Source organism: Qipengyuania xiamenensis (assembly GCF_019711495.1).
Taxonomy (GTDB): Bacteria; Pseudomonadota; Alphaproteobacteria; order Sphingomonadales; family Sphingomonadaceae; genus Qipengyuania; species Qipengyuania xiamenensis.
Window position 1 is genome coordinate 758,656 of record NZ_JAIGNM010000001.1, and the last position, 24,725, is coordinate 783,380.

Consider the following 24,725-nt stretch of genomic DNA (forward strand, 5'->3'; position numbering starts at 1 on the left):
GGGCGCTTTTGGCACATGCCTATTTCGGAAAATCAGTCACGCACTGGGTGGAAAGCGGACAACGCGGCCGACTAAAAAAATGCCCCGCCATTGCTGGCAGGGCATTCCGGTTTGCGAACCGAAGGGCTCCACTGGAGTTACGGACCTCGGGGGCGTGTGAGGACCAAGAATCTCTATGCAGCCGCAGACGCCATAAGCGGCAGACCTGCATCTTGTCTAGAAATTGTATAAAACCGCCATTCAGGACGGCGCTCAATTGATCCGCTTTTGGCGCCCCGTTCACTCCGTGAAAGCGTCGTCAAAGGGGGGAAGCGGACACCTTGAAGCTCGATGGGGAGCTCAATCCGACAACCAGCCCCCGGAGATAGTCGCAGCTTCCTCTTCCGAACTGAAAGCGTCCCCATTCATCACTTGATCTACATAGGCATTGATGAGTGCGAGGTCGGATGCCGACGCGGTCTGGTAGCCCTGCGTATCACGGGTGGTTTCCGAGCGCAGAGCGAAGTCGACGCGCCAGGCATCCGCCTCGCGGCAGGCCACCGTATTAATGGTCCTGCCATCTCCGGTGATTTGTGCCTCGCGGCAGGGCTCACCACCTCTGTTCGTGAAGCTCAGAACGGGCCGCAATTCCGCACCGTTCTCACCAATTTCAATCCTCCCGTTACTCGGTGTCGCGTCGAAGGCGGCAAACAGTGGATCGCCCGCATAGATGCGCGATGCCAGATAGGGAGAATACGGAGTTGGTGCGGCATCGCCGCCGGTCGCCAGGAATTGCGAGCCAACCCCCAAACCTACCACCAGCGCCAGCGAAGCAGCGAGTGCGGTGGGCCAGTATGTTGAAATACGCTGCGTGGAAAAAATCGCCCCAGTGCCGTCCAACATCGAAAGAACGGATGCCGGCACCGGTCTGTTTTCGATAACCGAAGCGGCGTGGCGAACTGTTTCGTTGGCCTGTTCGAATTCCTCCAGCCGCGCCCGAAGGGCCGGATCATTATTTAGCGCAGTTCCTATCTCGGCGGCTTGCGACGCGCCGAGTTCGCCGTCGATATATGCCGAGAGCATTTCGTCCGTGATCTTTGTCATCTCTTGCTCCTGTCGAACTGCACGACATTGTTCGTTTCGCTTTCTTGGTGACTTCCGGGGCCGGTCGCCTCATATTCAACCAGCGCCTTCCTTGCGCGGGCGAGCCGGCTCATTACCGTGCCAACCGGAACACCGATCAGGTCGGCCGCTTCCCGGTACTTCATGCCCTCGACCGTTACGAGCATAAGGACTTCCCGGAACTCTTGCGGGAGCCTCGCGATCGCCGCTTCCGCATCGACCAACGCCATGCGCCCTTCCATCTCTCCGTCGACAGCGACGGCGTCGGGCATATCATCGATATTACCTGCAGCGCGCACTCGGCGAGACCGAACCTCGTCGACCCACCGGTTGCGACAGACCCTCAGGGCCCAGCGCAGGGTATCTGCATCCACCGGAGCTCCCCGCGTAAGAAGACGCTCCACCGTATCGTGCAGGAGGTCGTCCGCATCATAAGCATTGCCCGTCAGCGAATGGCAATAACGTCGAAGCGGCGTCAGCAACGCAGCAAGCTCAGCCTGGAGCCGGGGTGACGCTTTACCCTGCATATTTTGGAGACGTGCCGATGGACTTGTTTATTCCCAAGCTCGCAAAAAAAAGTGCTCCAAGAACGCTCACGGACGGATCAAGCCGTACCCATAGGTATCGTCGCGCCCCTTCTCGCCTAGGTCGAGGGCGTTGCGGGCAAGGACTCTCAGTTGGCGACGGAAGTTGCCACAGCCATTGCCACCACTATCGCAGCGCAGCAGGAATGCGGCGGACACAAAAGGTGCGGCAAAGGATGTGCCGGTTTCGGAATGATACCCATCCGTGCCCGCTTGCGCGCTCATGACGTCGACGCCAGGTGCGGAAAAGTCGACATGGCTTCCACGCCCGGCCAGGCGATAGACGCGGTTCCCACGCCCGACAGCGGTGACTGCGATCACTTCCGGATAGGCAGCAGGATAGGCGGGTTCGGCTGTCGGGCCGCCGTTTCCGACAGCCGCTATGATCACCATGCCCCTGTCCTGCGCCCTTTTGATCGCTGCTCTCAGGATGGCGTTAGGCGGACCCGATAGGCTCAAGTTGGCTATGGCAACGCGGTTTTCAAGCAGCCAGTCGATCGCCTGAACCAGATCGGCTGCGGTCGTCGTCACACCCGTTTCGGGAGCCGTATTGAAGACCGACGCTGCAAAAAGCTTGGCCTCGGGAACCAGTCCCTCGAAGCCGCTGCCTTTACCCACGAGGATAGAGGCCACAGCTGTTCCGTGACCGGTAGGCTCCGACGCATACCTGGCAAGAAAACTGCGCGTCTCGATCTGCCTTTCGGCAAGCGCCGGGTGGGTCAGATCGAGGCCAGTATCAATGAGACCGATCCGGCTGTTCGCGACCCGGGAAGCGGTGCGACGGGGAAGAAAGGAGGCGGGACGATAGAGGCCTGTCCCGGCGCTTTCGCCACTGTTTCCGTTGGGACGGTAGATATGATTGTTATCGGCCTCTACGTTCGAGCGCCCCATACCGAGCCGTTCGAGTTCGCTTTCGAAATCCTGGCCCGCCGTGGCGACCCGGACGAGCACCTTGCCGAGGCTCGAAAGCTCGGTTCTTTCGACGATCTTGAATCCGTTTGCCTCCAGACGATCGGCGGCATCGGGATCCACCAGTACAAGCTTTTCACCGAAACGGATTTCGCGGCCGTTCTCGTCGGTTGCGATCTCGATTTCGCGAGTATCCGATGAACCCGAGCGCTCTTCATCCCGGTCCTCATCATCGTCTTCACGCGCGTCGGCGTCATCTTCTTCGTCTTCGAAGGCTTCCTCCTCGTCTTCGAGAGCCTCCTTTTCGGCCTCGATAGCCTCCTCTTCGGCCTCGAGAGCGTCTTCCTCGATCTCCTCGCCAGTATCGGCTGCCTCTTCTGCCAGGTCCTCGGCTTTCTCGGCAGCTTCCTCAGCAGCCTCTGCCGCATCTTCAGCCGCGTCATCGGCAGCCTCTGCGGCGGCTTCGGCAGCTTCTTCGGCAGCCTCCTCAGCTGCTTCTTCAGCCGCTTCTTCCGCCGCCTCTTCGGCCGCCTCTTCGGCAGCCTCTTCAGCCGCATCCTCGATGTCGTCGTCGAAAGCCTGAGCGGAAACCGGGGCCGCCACCAAGCATCCAAGCACCGCTGCGAAGAGGATCGGGAGAAGTGTTTTCATCGGTTTCACGCTTTTCAATTTTTCCGGCCCAGGCCTGTCGGCCCGCATGGGATATCACATGCCGGCCGGAAAATGTTTAAAGTCTTGCTCGCCTGACGGCGGCGAGAAGTGATCCGCACCCTGCTGTGAGGTTGCAAAATTCCCGCACGCCGTTTGCGAAGTAGGTCCGGTCAGAGTTCAAAGAGAACCCCAGCGCTCAGACGGTGCTCGTTGTAGTCTGCCGAGGGCAGGTTCGAATTGCGATTCGTATAACGATAGCCCGTTTCGATGCTGAGACTTTCGGTAACCGGCACCGTCAGTTCGGCTTCGCCACGAAGACGCTCTTCGGTACGGATCTCGTTGATCGAAGGCGTGACCGCCTTGTAGTCGCGATCGCGATAGTCAACGCCCAGCTGAAGACGAGTGCCGCCGCGGCCACCGGCAAGCGGAATACGCCAATCAGCTCCGATCACGAAGCCGTCGTAGTCGAGCGCAGGATCGAAAGCATCTTCATCCTCCCAGCGGCCAGCAACTGAGAAGAAGCCGGCGTTATCGTTGTAGAATTTGAAGATGCTCGCGCCCAATTGGTTGGCGGTGGCGTCACGCTCGTCGAGAGTCGAGAAGTCCTTATCGGCATACTGGTAGTATGCGCGTGCATAGAGCTCATCGGCCACAAAACCCGAGATACTCGGGGTGATGCTGTGCATGTCGAATAGGGCGTCGCCGCCGAGCCGGTAATGCGAGAACGCATAGCGCGCGCCGACACGTGGGCCGATGACGCGGGTTCCCAAATCGACACTGGCCGTATGCGACTGAAGGTCGAACTCGTCTGAATCGGTGTAGAGCGTTTGGCCGAAGCTGTAACCGAACTCCAATTCGAACGCATCGGTGTCGATCGCCTCGAATTCGGCATCGGCACCCAGCCTGAACGCAAGATCCCCTGCATCAACCTGCGTATCGATTTCATCGACAACCAGCTGGCTGTCGTAGAATGTTCCCGCTTCGAGCTCGAGCGAGAATTGATCATCTGCAAAGGCGCTGGTCGAAACCAGGATGGTCGAGCAAGCCAGGGCGCGGGCGACTGAAGATACTTTCATTGTAAAACTCCCAATATTCCAAAGGCGCGCCACATGCGAGCGGCGCGCCTCCCGGGACCAGAAACGAGCGCCGACTTAGTCGTCGACTTCGTCCTCAGCTTCTTCTTCGGCAGCTTCTTCAGCAGCTTCCTCAGCTGCTTCACGAGCGGCCTCTTCAGCTTCTTCGGCTGCTTCGCGAGCTTCTTCTTCGGCTTCTTCAGCGGCCTCGCGGGCCTCTTCTTCTGCTTCCTCAGCGGTTTCGCGAGCATCTTCTTCAGCGTCGGCGAGATCGTCGTCGTAGTCTTCGTCTCGATCGTCGTCGTAGTCTTCGTCTCGATCATCGTCGTCGTAATCTTCGTCCCGATCGTCGAGATCTTCCTGCAAATCTTCTTCGATCTCTGCGAGTTCCTCGGCGAGTTCCGCTTCTGCCTCGGCAAGCTCCTCGTCTAGCTCGGCCATTTTCTCATCGAAGTCGGCCTGCGCTTCTGCAATATCCTCTGCCGACGCGGTCGCGTCATTCAGGACATCATCGAGCTCGCGCTGCGCTTCCGCACGCTCGCCTTCGATCTCCGCAACTTCCTCTTCGAATTCCGCGACAGCTTCGGCTGCATCGGCATCGTATTCGTTTTGGATTTCGGCGGATTCGTCCTCCGAACCCTGCGCGGCGAGAGGACTCGATGCCAGTCCCGCTGCAGCGACAAGCGCAAGAAGCGAGGTGCTGTTTGCGATCATTTTCATTCTTCGTTCCTTTCGTTTCCTGACACGTGATGCGCACAATTCCGCGCATTCCAGACGAAGACGAAAAGCTGGGGCCTATTATTCCCGTAAGGCCAAAAAATTTCGAAATGAACTGACTGTTCGCCATCGAAAAGCACGAGTTCGCTTGCGTTCCCGCATGTCCGCAATCGGGTCGTTAGCCGACCGACCGCTCTCGGCTGGCGTTATGCCCCACAAATCTGTCATGAACTGGGTGGGAAGAGGACAAAAGGCTGATCTTCGCATTATTGTCTTGCTTCGGTGTCCGGTAAGCTCATCACCTCAATCAGCCATTGCAGTGATTGTTGCGCCGGCGCGCCGCCGACGTTGAGGATTGCAAACGCCAATCTGTCCAGTGGACCCGAAAGCGCGGCATAAGCCGTGAAATCGCCGGTGCCTCCCACGTGGAAGCTGACGGGCGCCCCGTTCAGCTCCGTGACGCCCCAACCCAGCGCACTGCCGCCTTCCTTTGTCGGTCGATGCAGGCGTCGTGCTGTATCCGGGGCGATGAAGTCCGATTCCCCATTCAACGCGCACAATTGAGCCTGCAGATAGCGCGCATATGCCAGAGGGCTGAGCGAAACATTGCCGGCGGCTTCCAAGAACGGCGGTATGGGGGGATCGGCTTCTTCGTAAGCCACGACCACATCTCCCGAGACATAATGGCCCCAAGGCTGCGCTCCGGTCATGTGGCGCGGTTCACCCAGGGAGGCGTCGAGCGCCAGCGGTTCGAACACCTCCGCTTCCAGAAGCGTCTCGAGAGGAGTGCCGGTGCCGTGCTCCAAGAGATACCCGGCAATCACGTAGCCGGCGTTGGAGTATGAAGTTGCCTCGCCCGGTGTCGTCTCCAGCGGCTGCATCAGGAACCATTCGGCTGCGGCACGGCGAATTTCTTGTTTGGCTCCTTCGAACGGGGGCACCCGCTCCAGATCGCTGCCTTTGTCGAACGCAGGCATGCCGCTGCTATGCGCAAAAAGCTGAGCGAGCGTAATATCTGCCTTGTCCGGATGTTTTTGAGCCGCTTCAGGCCAGATTTCCTCCACCGTCGAATCCAGCGAAAGCACGCCACGGTCATGGAGCCTTGCGGCAACGGTCGCCAGCATCGACTTGGCATTCGAGCCGATATTGAATCGCGCCGAGGAGCCGATTTGCTGTTCGCCTCCGACTTTCCGCAGCCCGCCCATCTGCACATCGATCGACTTGCAGCTACCCACTGCGATGGCGAAGGCCGGGACATCCGGATCCTCGCTCAGTTGCGTTGCGAAGGCGCTGGCGAGGCCCTCAGGCGTCGTTGACGGCCTTTCGACTTCGGCTGCAGGACCATTAGCGAGTGTAGCGGTGCTGGCGCACAGCATGGTCGCAGCCCCAAGCAGGAAGTATGTCGGTCGCAAGAAGGTCCCCCTCGAATGTTTCATTCGGTCGCAAAGCAAGAACCAGCTCTCCGCTCAATAACGCGCCGATCAACCGTCGATAGGCTTCGACAGTGGGACTGGTCGAAGCATGATCGACCGATTTTCGGAGCCGAAAGGCAGTTTCTTGGCCGGGAACTCCAAGTGCAAAAAAGTCCGCAATCGGGTCGTTAGCTGGCGGTCCGCTCTTGGCACATCGCTAGCTCGGTGAATCTGTCGTCAGATGGGTGGATTGCGGTCATTAGCTCCGCCGCATTACTCTGGGAGGGCCGACGCTAATCACATCCACAATGTGATTCAGGGTTGTCAGGCACCAGTGCTCTAGAGGGCCGGGGTATTCGTCATCCGCGAAGGTTGTCTCAGAGACGTAGCGTTGAAAGGCGGTGCCATACCGTCTGTCAAGGTGATCGCCTAAGGGCGGCTCGCCCTCCTCTGCCTTCCAATAGCTTTCATCTCTAACCGCGTAGGCCACATAGCTGGCCCACCTAATTTCGAAATGGCGGGAGGCGTCTGTAATTTCTATCGGTCGCCCTTCGCCTAGGTCGTGACCCGCAAACTCAATGGCGGTGGATTCCCCGAGCAGTCCCTCCGCCACCACTATCCGAAGTTCATTCTCTGATGGTTCGCCAATCTCTGTTACATAGAGATTGAGCGACCCCTTCGGAAATTCCATCACACACCCTCCAAATTCGCATGAAGCCAGTTGACTAGCTGTTTGGTCTCAATGTCCGCAATCGGGTCGTTAGCGGAATGACCGCTTTTCGGTGGAATGACCCATAAACCGACTGTCCGCAATCGCTCCCAAAGTCCGACATAGCGGCAAAACCATTCTGGAGGAAAAGTGATGAGGGCGGTTGCCTTTCAACCGCTGTCAGGCGCTGACAGCGGCTCGGCGTCGGATTTCCTGTAGATTGGAGGTCAGGTCGGCGAAGGAATTGCCAATATCTGAGCCCAGGTGACGTTGTTCGAATACTTCGAGGCAAGTGGAAGTCTGATGAATATCGTCGGCTCCGCAGCCTATGACCCGTTCATCAAGAAGGCCACCCTCAAGCGCGAAAACCAAATTTCCTACGTCGCGCACTCCCATCGACCGAACCTCCTCACCGAAGCAAAATTCAAACTCTTTGATTGCTCGGCGACCGATCCTCGTGTGCATGTCGTAGGCGAAGTAGGGATAAGAGCCGATCAGCGTTGGTCTTGGTGTCTCACCGCGAACAGTGCACAATAGGGGGTTTTGGTCGGCGAATTTTGCCAGCAATACGTAGGGTAACGCCAAGCTGTCTCGACAACGGCTGAGCCCCATCCGAACGATGTAGTGAAAGATCAGGGGTGCGCTCTGGTCGATCAGCAACCTCAGCAGCCCTCGTTGTCCTTGCCCTGCAATCGAGACCAGTTGTCGGCTGCGCAGTCGGTCAGTTCCATGGAGCAGCCAGAGCGAAACGAGTTGCCTTGTCGATCCAAAGTCCTCGCTTTGGACTATGTTCGACAGAGCTACTGCATCGAGGCCGGAAACCCGTTCGGCAATCTTGCCGGCCTCATTGTCATATTCGACGAGGCTGAGCATTTCACATGACAGTCGGCTTTTGATGGCTCTGCTCATTTGAACAGCGAGGTGAACGGCGAGCCTTTCCTCGCCAAGAGATCGTCGGCGCAGCTTGTTGCCGAGAATGGCTAGGGTCGTAGCGATTAATTTCAGGTCGCCGAGACCCACATCTTCAAGCGCGATGATGGCAAGTCGGCGAAACGTATGGTCGGCATCAATGCGGACACCGCTGCGAACGTATCGCTCAGCCAACTCACTATGGCCACGACGGATGCACTTTTGGAGTGCGCTCGTCGTCAACCATTTGTCTGCGGTGTAGAGTGAATCGTGCTGAAAGGGACGCACCCGGCTTTCGAAAACTGCGCTTTCGACTTCGTCCCAGAGAAGCCTATCGATCGATCTTAGAATCGAGTCTTTGACGACACCTTCGCTGTCGATTGCTGGCTCCGTCACTGCCCTGATCAAGCACTGCTGACCTAGCTGGTGGATCGATTCCCACACGTCGAACATACAAATCTCCTTGTTTTATAAGGAGAAACGTATTCATTGACTCACTGCTTGGAAGTGAAATTAATTGCACGACTCGGCAACAGCGGCAGAGATAACAAATGAGCAACTATGTCTTGTCAAAACCACGCAGCAGTTTCGATGAAGCGGGAACTCGCACAAAACTTGTTCCAGCCGCTCTGAAATTCAGCAGGCCCCATACTCTCTAGCGCCGCAGTTGTCGGATGTGCCACAAAACGTTCGAAGCCAACCATTCCCCCGAAACCATTTCTCGCGTTGACCTCGCCGCAAAATACCACCCCACCATCTGAGTTTGGGTGCTCATAGATTTTCACCGATCGGTAAATCGCGCTGGAAGGATCGCGTAGTCGTTCTTCGATCTTGTACTTCGACAAGGTAGCAAACTGAGCAAGTGTCGCTGGGTCACGTAAATCCGGATTAGACTCGCTATCAGGCTCTCCGCTACCGCAAGCACTCGTAAAAAGTGTGAATGTCGCCAAAAGACAGATGCGGCGGGCTTTCGTGGTGGTCATATATCAATCTCCCTCGCTAACCCCAATTCTCATCGCCACGATAACCAGCTAGCCACCGATGCATAGTCCATTTTCGACTATTCGATTTTGGCCTTTAGCTGATGTGCCCTCCAAGGAGGGACGTTCGGCCGATGGCAAAATCAATGCACACAGCGGCCTGGGCAAAGCTTTTGGAGCAGCTCGTCGAAATGAGACTTACTCGGGGTTTGACACAACAAGACCTCGCCGAAAGGATCGAACGGACCCAATCATTTATATCCAAGATCGAACGCGGAGAGCGGCGCCTCGATGTTCTTGAGTTTTGCGAGTGGATGCACGCTCTCGGCCACGATCCAGCGGACGTGATCTCGCTGCTTGCTAAAGAAGTCTAGCTCCGGTCGCTGTTTCCATCACGCCTCATCGTGGCCAGAAGGTTGTCTAGTAGCTGGCACAAATTTCGCCGATCTAGAGCTACAGGGACACAGGATTAGGCAGCTGCGACACACCCGGCGAGTCCCCAATCATCTTCTCCGTATTATCTCGAATTTTTAGTTAAATTCTGACAACGGGCCAAACCTTGTTCGCAGGGATCACAAGTCGAGGTATCGTGCCACTCTGGCCACCTGAGTGGCGGTCCATCGCGTTCCCTCTCTAGTCGGAATCTCCGACAAGTTTAGCTGCTCTGCCACAGATGTAAGCGTCCGATCCGGCGCTAAAAACAGTGCTTCGAACTCTGGCCGGATTCCTTCGGCAAACTGGATTGCTGCGTTTCGATTCTGCCGAGCCAAGTTTTTGCCGTTTTTGCCGAGTCTCACTCCTCTGGCTTTTGCTGCGGCGAGAGCTGCTTTTGTCCTTGCTGAGATTTGCTCACGCTCGTGTTCGGCGAAAGCCGATAGGATGTGGAGCATCAGTCGATTAGCATAGGGCGCGTCGCAGGCGACGAACTCCACCCGCGTTTCCATCAGCTGCGAGATGAAAGCGACGTTACGGGCTAGGCGGTCGAGCTTCGCTATTACAAGAACCGCTTTGTTTCGTCGGCAAGCATCCAGAGCGGCATCGAGGATTGGCCGGCTGTATTTCGCGCCAGATTCGACCTCGACGAACTCCTCCAGTAGTTCTCCGGTATTTCCGGCTAGGTAGGACGCTACGGTTTGTCGTTGAGCATCGAGACCTAGGCCGGAAACACCCTGCCGGTTGGTGGAAACACGAAGGTAAGAGACGAATTTTTGCATTTAGCCCAAACAGATAAGGGTTGGATAATGCGTAAAACGCTATTCAAAATAGAATGACAGGGAAGAGAAATCGTCCTCGCAGGTTTGCTTGATCCAGTTTGTAAGGCCAGTCAGTGCGACCCCTTGACTCCAATCATCCCAACTTTTCGCAGAAAGAATATCAGGCTGGATGGTTTTGTAGATCGAGATAAATTTGAGACTTTGAGCAAGCGGCGGTTCGACTGGTATGTTGTCGATCCCGTAGACTATTGCTCGCTCAAGCGTTCGCCTCCAAACCGGTGTGCAAATGAGATCGGCCCGACCAGAGTAAGCTACTTCAACACCCTCAAACGGATTTTTGATTTTGAGGATTTGCGCGAGTGACGGGCGATTGCTCTTCCACCGTCTTGAACACTCAAGCCGTGTAGCGCGTGGGGAGTTAAACAGCGGCTTTTTCGATTTCGCTTCTTGTTCTGCAACCTTGTCGTAAATTTTCAGTCTGAGGGGGCCGACCGTCTTCAACGGATTTGCCGATGGCTGCTTCGCACCGAAAAACATCTTTGTTTCTAATGCACCGCTGCTGGAGTGATACGACCCGGTTTTTCCGGCGTTCTTGATGCGCGTTATGAGATCGATGGGCTGGACACCTAAAACATCCACCGACGCATCGAGACGGGAGACTTTAGACGACTTTAAAATTCCGGCGAGGCTGAGCATACCGAACGCTAGTTCGAACAGGTGGGAAAGACGATTCATGCCGTCCATGCCGAGTTGTCTAGGGTTGAATTCTAGTCTCAGCGACCAACTTGGAAATTGATCTATGTTGGTTCGCCAGAGCTCGACCAAACCTAGGTGAACGCCAGCGAACTCAAATTGGATTATAGCTTTCGCCGGACTATGCGGGGGCCAGCAGCGGGTGAGCTTGATCCCGTCAATCGCAGGAAATGCTTTGAGATGCTCTTTCAATTCCTGATCGAGCTGATGGGCTTTTTCAAGCGGAGACTTCCAAGATTGGTCGGGGAAACATAGAGTATGTTCTGAAACTGGAGCAACTAGATCGATCATGTCGGGGAACGGATATGTGATACCGACCTTCCGATCAGTGAAGTTAATTTCACTCGCAATCCATTCATGGCTCTCAAGCTCGTAGCCCTTTGGGGGGCTTGTTAGAGGGAACGATGCTAGCTGACCCGGCTGGTTCAATTGCACAGGCATCACTCGTCTCCTTTCGGCTTGAGAAGCGAGACAAGCGACACGGGCAATTTCATTGCTTCGACGGCTTCGACTTTGAGGGCAAGGCTTGGCCCTTCCCCGTAAGAGGCACTCACCTTTCCATCGCTGTGTCCCATGATGCTGTCGATCGTATATTGCTGAAGGTTGGCATTCCTGAAAGCGTCCTCTGCCCCATGTCGGAAGCTGTGGAAGGTCAACGCCGGATCGGTTAGGCCCACGATGTCCAGCAGTCTGGCAAAGAATTTCGAAAACTGCGTGGACGCTTGCCCGTCAGCGCCAAGCGTGGTCTCCGAGAAAATCCGCTTGCTGGGCTTGTTCCACTTCCGGCGTTTCTCGACGAAAGCGGCGAAGCCCAATGTTAACACGTCAGGATGGATCGGCACCTTGCGGATGCCGGCGTCAGTTTTGATGTGCTTTGGATCACCTGAACCCGAATTTTCATTCAAATCGAAATGAGGCACCTCTGCGTCGATAACAGCGTCGGAAATGTGCAACTGGACGATCTCGCCGAGACGCATCCCAGTGTAGTACCCAATGATCGGTATCCAGTATTTCGCGTCCTCGACAATCGTATTGCCCGGCTGAAACCGGCGATATGGCGATTTCGAGCCCGTGAACAGGGGTGAGCCGAATAAGCTGGCAACTTCTTGCGCACTGAATGGTCGGCGCTTGAGAGCACACTTGCCAGTGGTCATTGACTGCCATTTGACATCTGCGGCTGGATTTTCGGCGAGAATGCCCTCTTCCTCCTTCGCCCATCGGAAGAAGGCTTTGACAGGCTCAAATAGGATCGAAGCTGACTTGTCTGAGACGCGCGCACCGGTGTTTTCGGTCAAGCGTTCTTTGAATGTCATTTGGGTGGATCGGCCACGATTTGACCGAAGCATCTTCAATGCATTTCGAAAATTTCGAATGTCAGCAGTGGACACCTTAGCGATGCGCATCTGCGGGCCTAAAAACTCTTGGAGATAGCCGAGCTGCTTGACCCGAGCAGTGTAGGTCTTTGCCGCCCAAACTGGCTTTTTCGCCACTAGGTAGGTGGTAACGCAGTCCTCGACTGATGGCCCAATTTCAGCTTCTTGCTGCACGAGCGTTGGCTGATTTCCCACGGGCTCGTTAAACAACGAGTCTTGCGGCTGGTATTCCGCCAACGGGTCGTGGAGACGCGCCACAACCATATGCTGCTGCTCAATGAGGACTCGAGCGAACCCATCCAACAGCCGCGCTCGAGCTCCCGGTGCAATTAACTTCATGTCGATGCCCCGAAGCGCCAAAGCACGTTGAGCTTGGTTCGCGGTACTCTTTGAGAAAACACGCTGCTCACGCTCAAGAGTTAGCTTGGCTATCTCCTGGCCAGCGAGAAAGAGCTGCTCATCGACTTCCATCTCAGGAAATGGTGTTTCGGGCGTGAAAGGAGGAAACGCATCAACCTTTCGGCGAATATCGGCGAAACAGGCTTGAATTAGCTCACGAGCTTCATCGGGCGATACGTTCGTAAATTCGTCTAGCATTGCAAATGTCTCCATCACCTTGGCAGAGACGGAAGCTGCGAGACGACGCGCCAATGTTGGCGAGTAGGTCTGCAGGGATTTGCTGATTTCCTGCCGGCCTAAGCGATCACGCAGACGATCTGGCACCCGCACACGCAGGTGATAGATCCCATTCCGTCGTTTGAGGTGAGGAGAACGGCTTCCGCTCACTGCGGCGCCCTCCGGTGTCGACCCCACTCTTGGGCCGTCCCCGCCGATATTGTTCCCTCGGCAGCACGGGGCCGGGTCGGAGCATAAGAATCCCGGCGGACTGTGTAGCAGATTATGTAGCAAAAAGTTGGTGGCCAGCACCAGCCCTTTTTGGGAAGCCCGGAGTTCCGCCGTTTATAGGAGGCGGTGGTGGACAGGGCTGGATTCGAACCAGCGTACGCTTGCGCGGGCAGATTTACAGTCTGCTGCCTTTAACCACTCGGCCACCTGTCCACACCGGTCGCCAAATCTCTTGGAAAAGAGAAATATGCGGGGATTCGCTTGGCAATCCCCTGCCGAGAGGCGCCCCTTTGGCGAAGCGGCGCTTGCCTGTCAATGCCCTCACTGGCAGGAGCGCCACGCAATCTGGATTACAGGACAAGACACATGGCAAAAGGCGAACGCAAACGCGCACTCAGGGGTCGGGCAGGCCGCATGAAAGGTGGCCGGGGAAGCGGCCGCGCAAGTGCAGGACAGGTGCGCCTCTGGGGACGCCACGCGGTCGAGGCCGCGTTGAAGAACCCCGAGCGCCAGCACCGCAAGCTGTGGGCGACGCGTGAGGGAATCGCATCGCTCGACGGTGAACTGCCGGCGGATTTCCCCGTCGAATATGCCGACGTGCAGGATCTTGCCCGCCTCGTTGCCAAGGATGCTCCGCATCAGGGGCTCGTGCTCGAGTGCGCGCAGCTGGAAGACAAATTCCTCGACGAAGTCCTCGACGGCGATCCCGCGCGCCCGATCGTGGTGCTCGACCAGGTTACCGATCCACACAATGTCGGCGCGATCATGCGCTCTGCGGTCGCCTTCAATGCGGCCGCACTGGTGACGCAGGACCGCCATGCCCCGCCCGAAGGCGGCGTGATCGCCAAGTCCGCATCCGGCGCGCTCGAAACCCTGCCGTGGATCAGGGTCGTCAACCTCGCGCGCGCAATGGAAGAAATGGCAGAGGCGGGATACTGGCGCATCGGCCTGACCGGCCACACCGACACCACCTTTGCAGAAGCCCTGCCCAAGGGGCCGGTCGCAATCGTGCTTGGCGCGGAAGGCGAAGGCATGCGACACAACATCCAGACGCATTGCGATGCACTGGCGAAGCTTCCGATCTCCAGCGAAATCGAAAGCCTCAACGTGTCCAATGCAGCAGCGATTGCGCTATACGCAGCTGCAACGCGCAACTGAATTCAACCGAGGGGGAAAACAATGTCGTTCATTTCAAGGCCGGTCCGTGCAGCAGCATTGGCCGCTGCAAGTTCGTTCGCGCTGACGGGATGCCTGCTGTCGCCCGGCGCCTTCACCAGCGAGTTGCAGGTCATGCAGAACGGCACATTCACCTATAGCTATGACGGCGAAATCCAGATGCTGGCACTCTCCAAGCTCGCGCAGATGGCGGACAAGCCTGAAGAGTTCGAGGCCGAGTGTTATGACGAGGAGTACAACGAGCGCGAATGCACGCTGGCGGAAGTCAACGAGCAGCGCGCCGAGTGGGACGCCAAAGCCAGTGCGCGCGCAGCCAAGCAGCGCGAGGAAGCAGAGGATATGAAGGCCTTCCTCGGCGGCGTCGATCCGTCGAACCCGGAGGCCGCCCAGGAACTGGCCGCCAAGCTCGAGCGGCAGCGCGGCTGGGAACAGGTCACCTATAAGGGTGATGGCCTGTTCGATGTCGATTTCCGCATCTCGGGCCAGCTGACCCACGACTTCGCCTTCCCGGTGATCGAGAAGATGCAGATGGGGAACATGTTCGTGACCGTGATCCTGCGCGACGGCGGGCAGGTGCGCGTCGATGCGCCCGGCTTCGCTGCGCAGGGCGGCGGCAACCCGATGCAGGGGATGATGGCAGGAATGGCCGGCCTCGCGCAGATGTCCGAGGAGAACGAAGGCGAGGAGCCGGGCAAGATCGTCGTGCCCGAAGGTACCTTCACCATCATCACCGACGGCAGGATCCTAGCCAACAACACCGACGAGGGTCCGCAGGCAAACGCCCGCGGTCAGGCGCTCGTCTGGAACATCAGCCCGCGCACGGAGCAGGCTCCCACGGCGCTGATCGCTTTCGAATAAGTAATTCTCTCGCAAGCAAAAAGAAACGCCGCAGTCACGATGGGTGACTGCGGCGTTTCGTTTTTAGCTGGAAGCGCGTCTTAGTTGACGGCGTCCTTGAGGCCCTTGCCGGCCTTGAACTTGGGCTGGTTCGAAGCGGGGATGTTCATCGGTTCACCGGTACGCGGGTTGCGACCCGTCGAAGCCTTGCGCTTGGCAACCGAGAAGGTGCCGAAACCGACCAGGCGAACTTCATCGCCGTTCGAAAGCGACTTGGTGATAGCATCGAAAACGCCTTCGACCGCGCTCGAAGCATCGCTCTTCGAAAGGCCGCTTGCGTCTGCGACCGCGCTGATCAGATCGTTCTTATTCATTGTGTGGGAACCCCCTCAATTCGTGTTTTAAATTGCGACCGGTGAATCGCTTCACCGAGAGGCAGGGAATTGAGAGGCTTTTGTCGCATCTGTCAAAGGCAAATTCCCCCAAAATCGGCCAAATTTCGCCCACGAATTCGATTTCTGCGATGAAGTGCGCACGCCACAGACGATTACCGCACTTGCGAGCGGCAAGACGGGAGAAAAGCCTGTCACGATTCGCTGCGATGCAGCGTAACAAATGTTAATGCGCGGTCGGCGGCGACACGCTTCCCGGCTGGGCATTGCCCGGCTGGCTGGCAAGGTCGTCCGCCTCGGTCCACTCGATCGGTGAAGGCAGCGAAGTCAGCGCATGCTCGAGTACTTCGTCGACATGTGCGACGGGTACGATCTCAAGCCCTTCTTTCACGTTCTCCGGAATCTCGGCGAGGTCCTTCACGTTCTCTTCGGGGATGAGGACCTTCTTGATCCCGCCACGAAGCGCCGCGAGCAGCTTTTCCTTCAGCCCGCCAATCGGCAGGACGCGGCCACGCAGGGTGACCTCGCCGGTCATCGCTACATCTGGGCGCACCGCCACGCCCGACAGGGTCGAGACGATCGATGTGACCATGCCGATACCAGCACTCGGGCCATCCTTGGGCACCGCCCCTTCGGGAAGGTGGATGTGGATGTTCTTGCGCTGGAAGATGCTCGGCTTGATGCCGTAATGCGGGGCGCGTGCCTTCACGAAGCTGAATGCCGCAGCGACACTTTCGTTCATCACTTCTCCGAGCTTGCCGGTGGTCTTGATCTCGCCCTTGCCCGGGGTGGTGACGCTTTCGATGGTCAGCAGTTCGCCGCCCACCTCGGTCCATGCGAGACCGGTGACTGCGCCGACCTGTGCCTCTTCCTCGCTTATGCCATGCTTGAACTTGCGCACGCCGGCGAAGTCGGAAAGGTTCTCCGGCGTGATTGTCACGCTCTCGGCCTTGCCTTCGAGGATCTTGCGCAGGGACTTGCGGGCCAGGCGCGCCAGTTCGCGTTCGAGCGTACGGACGCCCGCTTCACGGGTGTAGTAGCGGATGAGATCGCGCAGCCCGTCTTCGGTCAGCTCGAATTCGCCGTCCTTGAGGCCATGGTCCTTGACCTGCTTGGGCAGCAGGTGACGGGTCGCGATCTCGACCTTCTCGTCCTCGGTGTAGCCTTCGAGCCGGATGATCTCCATGCGGTCGAGCAGCGGCTGCGGCAGGTTGAGGCTGTTCGCCGTGGTGACGAACATGATGTCCGACAGGTCGAGGTCCAGCTCCAGGTAGTGATCCTGGAACTTGTTGTTCTGTTCAGGGTCGAGCACCTCGAGAAGCGCCGAAGCCGGATCGCCGCGGAAATCCTGGCCCAGCTTGTCGATCTCGTCGAGCAGGAAGAGCGGATTGCTCTTGCCCGCCTTCTTGAGGTTGGTGACGATCTTGCCCGGAAGCGAGCCGATATAGGTGCGGCGATGGCCGCGAATTTCGGCCTCGTCACGCACGCCGCCCAGCGACTGGCGAATGAACTCGCGGCCCGTCGCCTTGGCAATCGACTTGCCAAGCGAGGTCTTGCCGACACCCGGAGGGCCGACGAGGCACAGGATCGGACCTTTCAGCTTATTGGTACGCGCCTGCACGGCGAGGTATTCGATGATCCGGTCCTTGACCTTCTCCAGCGCATAGTGATCCGCATCGAGGATCTCCTGCGCCTTGCCGATGTCCCTCTTGACCTTGCTCTTCTTGCCCCAGGGCAGGCCGAGCAGCACGTCGAGATAATTGCGGATGACGGTCGCCTCGGCGCTCATCGGCTGCATGCCCTTGAGCTTCTTGAGCTCGCTTTCGGCCTTGGCCTTGGCTTCCTTCGACAGCTTGGTCTTGCCGATCTTCTCGGTCAGTTCAGCGATCTCGTTGCCGCCGTCCTCGTCGCCATCGCCCAGCTCGTTCTGGATCGCCTTCAGCTGTTCGTTGAGGTAATATTCGCGCTGGGTCTTTTCCATCTGCCGCTTTACGCGGCCACGGATGCGGCGCTCCACCTGCAGCACCGACAGTTCGCCTTCCATGAAGGACATGACCATTTCGAGGCGCTTCAAGGGGTCGGGCTCGACCAGCAGCGACTGCTTGTCCGAAACCTTGGCATTGATCGCGGCGGCAATCGTATCGGCCAGTTCGCCGGCATCGTCGATCTCGCCGAGCTGTTCGGCAGCGTCCTCGCCGATCTTCTTGTTGAGCTTCGCATACTCGCCGAACTGCGCGACCACCTGGCGCATCATCGCGCTGATCTCGGTACCCGATGCGGTCGGTTCCTCGATGATGGTAACTTCGGCTGCGACATGGTCGCTGGCATTGTGCAGCGCTTCCAGCTTGGCACGTTCCTGCCCCTCGACAAGCACGCGAACGGTGCCGTCGGGCAGCTTCAGCAGCTGCAGAACCTGCGCGATCACGCCGGTATCATAAAGGTCCGGTCCTTCCGGATCGTCACAGCCCGGGTCGAGCTGCGAAAGCAGGAAGATGTCTTTCGATCCTTCCATCGCCTTTTCGAGCGCCGCCACCGACTTGTCGCGTCCCACGAAAAGCGGGACGACCATGCCGGGGAAAACGACGATGTCGCGAAGGGGGAGGAGGGGAAAGGTCTCGGTCATATGCATTCAGTCCATCTGCGGTCCGACAAAGGACCGTGTGTTGGCACCGAATATGGGAACGCCTCCCGCGCTTCGCAACGCGGGAGGCGTCTAATCTTGGGGATTGGCGGTGCGTAACGCCGCCAGAGGGTCAGGATCAGCCGAAACCGGGGATATTCATGCCCGGCGGCAGGCCCATACCGCCCTGGATCGCCTGCATCTCTTCGGCCGACTTGCGATCGGCCTTGTCGCGTGCATCGTTGAAAGCGGCAGTGACGAGATCTTCGGTCATCTGCTTTTCTTCCGGCTTCATCAGGCTCTCGTCGATTTCGACGCCGATGATGCGGCCACGAGCCGTAGCGCGAACCTTTACGAGGCCGCCACCTGCAGTGCCCTCGACCTCGATCGTGTCGAGCTTCGCCTGCACGTCGTTCATCTGGGTCTGGATCGTCTCGGCTGCCTTCTGCGCAGCGGCGATCATTTCTTCCATCGATTTCATGCGTACTTCCTTATGCTCTGCGGTTCCAGGGAACCTCGCGCCGCTGCGGGGGGAGTTCGGCGCCGTCTTCCAACATTTCGGCATCGGGAAAGGCGGCTTCAACCGCTTTTACCATCGGATGCTCGCGCATGGCGGATTTCGCCGCCTCGATCTTGGCCTGTGCTGCCTCCTCGATCGAGGGCACAGCCAGCGCGGGATCGCCGGTTTCAAGCTGCCAGCGCTTGCCCGAAATAGCATAGAGCGCGTCCTTGAGGATCGGCTCGATATCCTGGTCGAAGCGTTCGTCTCGCGAATAGACCAGACGTCCGTCTTCAACGGTAATCGGCCGCACCTGATAACGCATGAGATTGGCGGCCTGCATCTGTCCGGCATTGTCGACCTTCTCGACCAGCTCTTCCCAGTCGAGCGAGGCCACAGGTGCCTCGCCGCCACTCTCGCCGGAAGCAGCCGGAGCGGAGGGCGCGCGCGAAGCGAGCTCTTCCAGCTTCTTCGCCAGCTTGCCCGGATCGGGCATGCCCGATGCATGTAGTACCCGCAGGAGTGCCATGCGCGCCGAGACAAGCGGATCGGGCGCCTGCCGGACCTCGTCATGCCCCTTGAGCAGGAGCTGCCAGAGGCGGTGAACTTGCCCGACTTCGAGGCGGTTTGCCCATTCGGTCAGCTGCTCGCGTTCTTCTGCGGTCGTCCCGTCGGCCTCGCCGCCGGCAACCTGCGCAAGGGCGATGCGGTGGGTGAGATCCATCAGCGAACGCATCAAAGCGAGCGGTTCGACGCCGAGCGCGTACTGATCGTCCACAGCGGCCAGCGCTGCCTTGGCATCGCCATCGAGAATATGCGCGAACAGGCGCCGCTGCGCCCCGCGATCGGCAAGGCCGAGCATATCGCGCACGCGTTCGGCGGTGACCTTGCCGCCCGTGTCCATGTCGGCATGGGCGATAGCCTGGTCGAGGATCGAGAGGCCGTCGCGCACCGAACCTTCGGCAGCATTGGCCACGATGTGCAGAGCTTCGCCCTCGGCCTCCACTCCTTCCTTGCGGCAGATCTCGGCAAAATGCGCTTCGAGCAGTTCGGCCGGGATGCGGCGAAGGTCGAAGCGCTGCGTCCGGCTGAGCACGGTGACCGGAAGCTTGTCGACCTCGGTCGTGGCAAAGAGGAATTTCACATGCGCGGGCGGTTCCTCCAGCGTCTTGAGCAACGCATTGAAGGCGTTGCGCGAGAGCATGTGGACCTCGTCGATGATGTAAATCTTGTAGCGCGCCGAGACCGCCGCATAGCGCACCGCCTCGATGATCTCGCGCACATCGTCGACGCCGGTATGCGAGGCGGCGTCCATCTCGATCACGTCGATATGGCGGCCTTCCGAAATCGCCGTGCAGGGTTCGCACACGCCGCAGGGACTGATCGTCGGACCGCCCTGCCCGTCCGGACCCACGCAGTTGAGCGCCTTGGCGATGAGCCGCGCGGTCGAAGTCTTACCGACCCCGCGAACACCGGTCATCAGGAAGGCATGCGCCAGCCGGTCGCGCGCGATGGCATTGGCCAGCGTACGCACCATCGCATCCTGGCCGATCAGTTCGGCGAAAGTCTGCGGGCGGTACTTGCGCGCAAGCACGCGATAGGGCTGCGCGGCTTCGGTCGGTGCTGCGGCAGGCTCCACCAGACCCGCCTCCACTGCGACAGGCTCGGGTTCAGCAGGCTTTTCCGCTGCAGGAGGCGCCGGTGTCGGCTCGGAAGCGGGCTCGGGCGCATCTCCGAACATCGAATTCTGCCCCGCCGCTTCGAGTTCGGCGGCGCTCGGCGCATCGTCCTGCGCATCGGTCTCCCAGGGAAGGCCGTCGGTATTGTCCGGTGAATCACCCATGCCACCTGTCTAGGACAGCCTTCCGATCTTGTCGAAGCCCCCGATGGAAATTAAGCACGGAATTTCCATGGGGGTCGCAATTCTTATGAAAATTCAGAATCTACTCGTCGCTGCAACCGCGTTGCTTGCCCAGCCTGCACATGCCCAATTGTTCGCGGTCGACACCGAAACGCATCGTGTATTGGGAGCACCGCCCGAAAGCTTCAGCGCGCCGGTCCTCGGCCGGATGTGCTCGACAAACGGCGCGATGCAGTATGAGTGGGGTCAGACCGGGGTCCCGCTCAGCAGCAGGATCATGGAAACACTCGACATGAGCTTCGTCCTGCCCGGGCGCATGGCTCCGTTCGAGGAAGCTCGCCCCCGCTCTACACCGTGGTCGGACCGAATGGCATGGATGTCCTACTGGGTCGCGGTCGGCAGGGGGGACGACGTGGAGGCCGGTTACCACGCATTCGTCGATGGACTGGCACCCACGATCGCGGAAGAAGGCTGGCAGCCTATAACCCTCGACATGGATGAGCTGCCGATCGGTCTCATGGCCTATTACGGCGATTATGTTTTCGAACGGGAAATCGAAACCGAGAGCGGACAGCAGCGCCAGATGCTGTCCATCTCCTATTCGATGGGCGACGTTTCACTGACCTGCGGGGTGGCGGACATTACCATGGACATGGTCGGTGAAGCCTTCGGCCAGCTGCCCGATGGAACACCGCGTCCCGAGCAGGACGAGATCCCCCTTCCGCCCCGCTTTGGCGCGCAGCAATGTGGCGATCCGAATTTCACCGCACAGATCTGGGACCAGTCCGATACCAGTCCTGCCACGACTTACCTGAGCGCGCTCTTGCGCCGGCAGGACTATTATTCGCGGCTCGTGCAATGGTTGGGCTGGAAGCTGGACGAGTCCGGTCAATTCACTCCCGAGGAAATCATCGGCCTGATGATGGGCTCGGACGGCGCAGGCGGGTTTGCGAGCGCGATGCTCGGCGCAATGGATAGCTTCGGGGAGGCGCTGGAGGTCAGCAAGGCAATGTGGGACACCCGTGAAGCAGGCGATCGCGCAGGCTTCTGCCTTGCCACCATCCGCATGCAGGACCTGATCGTAAAATTCGACGAAGCAGGTCGTCAGGGCAACAGCGCTGCAATCACGGCGCTCGAACGCGCCGCGAGAGAGAAAGGCATATCGCTGGACTAGTGGAAAAGGAGCCGAGCGACCCGCCGCAATTCACCTGGGCTGCTTCCTTCCGGACCTGACCCGGTGAGCGAACGCAAACGTCCACCCGACTCCCGGCGCGCCATATGGCGGCGGTTTGCCCAGATTTCAACTCCGCATTTCAAGCGAAGCGATTAGCGGAAATTATCGGCGTAGGCCTGCAGCTTCAGAGTGTGCGGCGGCGTTGCGTGAACGCGGGCAGCAATGCCGTATTTTTCGGCATAGGCCTTGGCCTCTTCCTTGCTCGGGAATGTGAGCTGCACTTGGGCCTGCGTATCGCCGCTGCCGGTCCAGCCCATGAGCGGGTCTGCGCGGCGCGCTTCGGACTGTTCGAATTCGAGCATCCACTCGTCGGTGCGGGCCTTGCCCGATTGCATCGCGCTCTGCGGTCTTTGGTAGATACGTGCAGCCATAGTGAGCGCCCCTTAATTCAGCCGCCGGATTTTGAAAAGGCGTTCTTGGTCTTCAAACTCGGCTTTTCGGCCCAAGGTTCCTCCGGCCAGCGATGCTTTGGGTACCGGCCCTTCATGTCCTTGCGAACATCGGCCCAGCTTCCACGCCAGAATCCGGGCAAGTCGCGGGTCGACTGGATCGGGCGTCCCGCCGGACTGGTGAGTTTCAGCAGGAGCGGCGTCTTGCCGACCATCGGGTGGCGTTCGAGGCCGAACAGCGCCTGCACACGGACTTCGACGCTGGGTGCATCGTCACCCGTGTAATCGATCCGGTGGGTCGTGCCTGCAGGCGAAGTGAATTCGCGCGGCGCTTCTGCATTGAGGCGCTGGCGGTCGTTCCAGTCGAGACCACCGAGAAGCGCATCGACCAGCCGCCCCTTGGGAATGTCCAGGTCGCGCCGGCCAGCCAGCAATGGCGCGAGCCAGATATCGGCTGTTTCAGCCAGTCGTTCTTCGGAAAAACTCTCGAGGCCGATGAAAGCTGCCCGCGCGAGAAGCTCGCCCGGCAGGAGTTTTGCCAGGTTATCCAGAGCCTTGTCCACAAGCATGTCCACACCTGCCTGCGCGTCGGGCTCGGCATCCGGCCCGCTGGCAAGGGTGATTGCACCCAGCCGCCTCTCGAGCCGCGCCTCGACGCGTTCGTTCTTCCAGCGCAGCACCGATTTCCGCAAGATCTTGTCACCCAGCCACCCGGTGAGTTCACTCTCCTCCAGAGCGATCGCCGCCGTGATACGGGCGCCTTTCGCCTGCCCCTGTGCATCCCCGATCACCAGGAACTCCGCGCGTGCGAGCGGCGATGCCGGATCGAGAATGAATCCGCGCCCTCCCGACGCAATCCAGTTCTCGCCGGAAGCATCGCGGCGCTTGGCGATGAAGTCCGGGCGCCCCGCCGCGAGGAGGATCGCGGGTGGCACGTCGTCGGAGCCCTTCTCTCCTACCAGCGCCTCCGCCTGTTTCGCCCATCGCCCAGCCAGTTTCCGGCTTGCCTCCGCACGGCTGCCCCTGTCGGCATTCCAGCGCTGCAATCGCGCCTCGAGGTCTTCACCGCGTCCGCCTAGGCCCCGCTCCTGCAAGAGCAGCGCCAGCCGCGCCGCCGTCTGCGCCTCGCCCCTCTCCGCACCGAAGAGAACCATCGCGGCCGATGCCGGATCGAGCGGCAGGCTCGCGAGCTGCTTCCCACGCCCTGTGATCCGCCCGTCCTCGTCCAGAGCGCCAAGCGACCTGAGCATCTCGCGCGCAGCACTGATCGAGGCTGCAGGAGGCGTATCGAGCCATTGCAGGCTAGCCGGATCGCCGGTCCCCCACTTCGCCAGATCGAGCACGAGCGGCGCGAGGTCGGCGATCTCCATCTCGGCCGGATCGTATGCGGGACGACCGGCATGGCCGCCTTCCTCCCACAAGCGATACGCAGTGCCCGGACCCTGCCGTGCCGCACGTCCGGCCCGCTGAGCAGCAGCGGCCTGGCTGGCGCGGTGGGTGACGAGATGGGTGGTTCCTGCAGCCCGGTCGAATTCCGCACGGCGCGATAGGCCCGCATCGACCACCACCGACACGCCGTCGAGGGTGAGCGAAGTCTCGGCAATGGCCGTGGCAAGCACGATCCGGCGGCGCCCCTCGGGATCCTTCCTGATTGCAGCGCGCTGGTCGGCTGGCTGGACCTGTCCGTGCAACGGCAGGACGAGCGCCTTCGGCAGGCGGGCTTCCACCCGCTCACGCGTGCGTTCGATCTCTCCGACCCCCGGCAGGAAGGCAAGGATGTCGCCTTCCTCCTCGCGCCAGGCGCTTGCGATGGCTGCCACCATGGCGTCTTCGATCCGCTCCTGCGGCGACGAGCCAAGCCATCGTATGTCGAGCGGATAGGCCCGACCTTCGCTTTCGATGACGGGCGTGCCCTCGCCCATGAGCGAAGCGAAGCGCGCCCCGTCGATTGTCGCCGACATGACCAGCACGCGCAGGTCCTCGCGCAGCACGCCTTGGCTTTCGAGGGCGAGAGCAAGGCCGAAATCGGTATCGAGATGCCGCTCGTGCGCCTCGTCGATCAGTACCGCCGAGACCCCTTCCAGTTCAGGATCGTCGAGGATCATGTTCACGAAGATCGCCTCGGTCACGACGAGGACGCGCGTCCTTGCCGAACGCTTCGTATCGAGACGCGTGAGGTAGCCGATCGTCTCACCGGGCTTTTCGCCGAGCATCTGGGCCATCCGCTCGGCTGCAGCCCGCGCAGCAACGCGGCGGGGCGATGTGAGGATCACCAGTCCATTGCACCAGTCCTCACCGATCAGGGCGGGTGCGACTGCCGTCGTCTTGCCGGCCCCGGGAGGCGCAACGAGCACCGCCGCAGTCGCTTCGGACATTGCAGCGAGCAGGTCGGGCAGTACGTCGTGAATCGGCAGGCTTTCGGTCACGGCACGCTATTCGCACAGATCGGCCACGCGCACAGCCCCATGGGGGTAACCTTTGCGCAA

General features: G+C 59.4%; 22 protein-coding genes, 1 tRNA gene and 1 other RNA gene. 4 read left to right on the forward strand and 20 right to left on the reverse strand.

The window, feature by feature from the left end:
- Positions 1–339: 339 nt before the first annotated feature.
- The 9 genes from K3165_RS03770 to K3165_RS03810 all read right to left on the reverse strand — a co-directional run bounded on the left by K3165_RS03770 (position 340) and on the right by K3165_RS03810 (position 9,048).
- The gene (locus K3165_RS03770; protein WP_221547480.1) at positions 340–1,083 is read right to left on the reverse strand and encodes an anti-sigma factor family protein; all 744 of its coding nucleotides are present in this window, start codon (positions 1,081–1,083) and stop codon (positions 340–342) included.
- Positions 1,080–1,628, reverse strand: coding sequence for a sigma-70 family RNA polymerase sigma factor (locus K3165_RS03775; RefSeq protein WP_221547481.1), 549 nt, complete (start codon positions 1,626–1,628; stop codon positions 1,080–1,082). The genes K3165_RS03770 and K3165_RS03775 overlap by 4 nt, the downstream gene beginning before the upstream one ends.
- 66 nt (positions 1,629–1,694) lie before the next feature.
- A complete protein-coding gene (locus K3165_RS03780; RefSeq protein ID WP_221547482.1) occupies positions 1,695–3,245 on the reverse strand; it encodes a S8 family serine peptidase in 1,551 nt (516 codons plus the stop codon).
- 170 nt (positions 3,246–3,415) lie between these two features.
- Complete coding sequence (locus K3165_RS03785; RefSeq protein ID WP_221547483.1) at positions 3,416–4,321, reverse strand: porin family protein; 906 nt, start codon at positions 4,319–4,321, stop codon at positions 3,416–3,418.
- Between the two features lie 75 nt (positions 4,322–4,396).
- Positions 4,397–5,038 carry a hypothetical protein gene (locus K3165_RS03790; protein WP_221547484.1) on the reverse strand — a complete coding sequence of 214 codons (642 nt, stop codon included), beginning with the start codon at positions 5,036–5,038 and terminating at the stop codon, positions 4,397–4,399.
- A 263-nt stretch (positions 5,039–5,301) separates the two neighbouring features.
- Positions 5,302–6,411, reverse strand: a complete 1,110-nt coding sequence (locus K3165_RS03795) for a serine hydrolase domain-containing protein (protein WP_221547485.1) — start codon at positions 6,409–6,411, stop codon at positions 5,302–5,304.
- Between the two features lie 295 nt (positions 6,412–6,706).
- A complete protein-coding gene (locus tag K3165_RS03800; RefSeq protein WP_221547486.1) occupies positions 6,707–7,138 on the reverse strand; it encodes a hypothetical protein in 432 nt (143 codons plus the stop codon).
- 198 nt (positions 7,139–7,336) lie between these two features.
- Entirely contained in the window at positions 7,337–8,518 is a 1,182-nt protein-coding gene (locus K3165_RS03805; RefSeq protein WP_221547487.1) for a hypothetical protein, read from the reverse strand.
- 116 nt (positions 8,519–8,634) lie between these two features.
- Positions 8,635–9,048 carry a hypothetical protein gene (locus tag K3165_RS03810; protein ID WP_221547488.1) on the reverse strand — a complete coding sequence of 138 codons (414 nt, stop codon included), beginning with the start codon at positions 9,046–9,048 and terminating at the stop codon, positions 8,635–8,637.
- Between the two features lie 131 nt (positions 9,049–9,179).
- On the opposite strand from K3165_RS03810, the gene K3165_RS03815 reads away from it, so the two are divergent.
- Positions 9,180–9,419 carry a helix-turn-helix domain-containing protein gene (locus K3165_RS03815; RefSeq protein ID WP_221547489.1) on the forward strand — a complete coding sequence of 80 codons (240 nt, stop codon included), beginning with the start codon at positions 9,180–9,182 and terminating at the stop codon, positions 9,417–9,419.
- Positions 9,420–9,617: 198 nt separating this feature from the next.
- On the opposite strand, the gene K3165_RS03820 is transcribed toward K3165_RS03815, so the two are convergent.
- The 4 genes from K3165_RS03820 to K3165_RS03835 all read right to left on the reverse strand — a co-directional run bounded on the left by K3165_RS03820 (position 9,618) and on the right by K3165_RS03835 (position 13,444).
- A complete protein-coding gene (locus K3165_RS03820) occupies positions 9,618–10,259 on the reverse strand; it encodes a recombinase family protein (RefSeq protein ID WP_221547490.1) in 642 nt (213 codons plus the stop codon).
- 39 nt (positions 10,260–10,298) lie between these two features.
- On the reverse strand, positions 10,299–11,453 hold the full coding sequence (locus K3165_RS03825; protein ID WP_221547491.1) for a hypothetical protein: 1,155 nt from the start codon (positions 11,451–11,453) through the stop codon (positions 10,299–10,301).
- Positions 11,453–13,171 carry a DUF6538 domain-containing protein gene (locus K3165_RS14155; RefSeq protein ID WP_221547492.1) on the reverse strand — a complete coding sequence of 573 codons (1,719 nt, stop codon included), beginning with the start codon at positions 13,169–13,171 and terminating at the stop codon, positions 11,453–11,455. The genes K3165_RS03825 and K3165_RS14155 overlap by 1 nt, the downstream gene beginning before the upstream one ends.
- 187 nt (positions 13,172–13,358) lie before the next feature.
- A tRNA-Tyr gene (locus K3165_RS03835) sits at positions 13,359–13,444 on the reverse strand.
- A 153-nt stretch (positions 13,445–13,597) separates the two neighbouring features.
- Between K3165_RS03835 and rlmB the strand changes: the two genes are divergently transcribed.
- On the forward strand, positions 13,598–14,389 hold the full coding sequence (gene rlmB, locus K3165_RS03840; protein ID WP_221547493.1) for a 23S rRNA (guanosine(2251)-2'-O)-methyltransferase RlmB: 792 nt from the start codon (positions 13,598–13,600) through the stop codon (positions 14,387–14,389).
- Positions 14,390–14,410: 21 nt separating this feature from the next.
- Positions 14,411–15,265: a hypothetical protein gene (locus K3165_RS03845; RefSeq protein ID WP_221547494.1), complete on the forward strand. Its 855-nt coding sequence runs from the start codon at positions 14,411–14,413 to the stop codon at positions 15,263–15,265.
- Between the two features lie 80 nt (positions 15,266–15,345).
- On the opposite strand, the gene K3165_RS03850 is transcribed toward K3165_RS03845, so the two are convergent.
- The 4 genes from K3165_RS03850 to K3165_RS03865 form a co-directional block, all read right to left on the reverse strand.
- Positions 15,346–15,618, reverse strand: a complete 273-nt coding sequence (locus K3165_RS03850; RefSeq protein WP_221431532.1) for an HU family DNA-binding protein — start codon at positions 15,616–15,618, stop codon at positions 15,346–15,348.
- A gap of 244 nt (positions 15,619–15,862) precedes the next feature.
- Complete coding sequence (lon, locus tag K3165_RS03855) at positions 15,863–18,259, reverse strand: endopeptidase La (protein ID WP_221547495.1); 2,397 nt, start codon at positions 18,257–18,259, stop codon at positions 15,863–15,865.
- Between the two features lie 136 nt (positions 18,260–18,395).
- Positions 18,396–18,737 carry a YbaB/EbfC family nucleoid-associated protein gene (locus tag K3165_RS03860; protein ID WP_221431535.1) on the reverse strand — a complete coding sequence of 114 codons (342 nt, stop codon included), beginning with the start codon at positions 18,735–18,737 and terminating at the stop codon, positions 18,396–18,398.
- Between the two features lie 10 nt (positions 18,738–18,747).
- Positions 18,748–20,598: a DNA polymerase III subunit gamma/tau gene (locus K3165_RS03865; protein ID WP_221547496.1), complete on the reverse strand. Its 1,851-nt coding sequence runs from the start codon at positions 20,596–20,598 to the stop codon at positions 18,748–18,750.
- Between the two features lie 85 nt (positions 20,599–20,683).
- On the opposite strand from K3165_RS03865, the gene K3165_RS03870 reads away from it, so the two are divergent.
- The gene (locus K3165_RS03870) at positions 20,684–21,790 is read left to right on the forward strand and encodes a hypothetical protein (RefSeq protein ID WP_221547497.1); all 1,107 of its coding nucleotides are present in this window, start codon (positions 20,684–20,686) and stop codon (positions 21,788–21,790) included.
- Between the two features lies 1 nt (position 21,791).
- On the opposite strand, the gene ffs is transcribed toward K3165_RS03870, so the two are convergent.
- The 3 genes from ffs to hrpB all read right to left on the reverse strand — a co-directional run bounded on the left by ffs (position 21,792) and on the right by hrpB (position 24,665).
- Positions 21,792–21,886, reverse strand: an RNA gene (gene ffs, locus K3165_RS03875) — signal recognition particle sRNA small type.
- A gap of 56 nt (positions 21,887–21,942) precedes the next feature.
- A complete protein-coding gene (locus tag K3165_RS03880) occupies positions 21,943–22,221 on the reverse strand; it encodes an ETC complex I subunit (protein ID WP_221547498.1) in 279 nt (92 codons plus the stop codon).
- Positions 22,222–22,238: 17 nt separating this feature from the next.
- The gene (gene hrpB / locus K3165_RS03885) at positions 22,239–24,665 is read right to left on the reverse strand and encodes an ATP-dependent helicase HrpB (protein WP_221547499.1); all 2,427 of its coding nucleotides are present in this window, start codon (positions 24,663–24,665) and stop codon (positions 22,239–22,241) included.
- Positions 24,666–24,725: the final 60 nt, after the last annotated feature.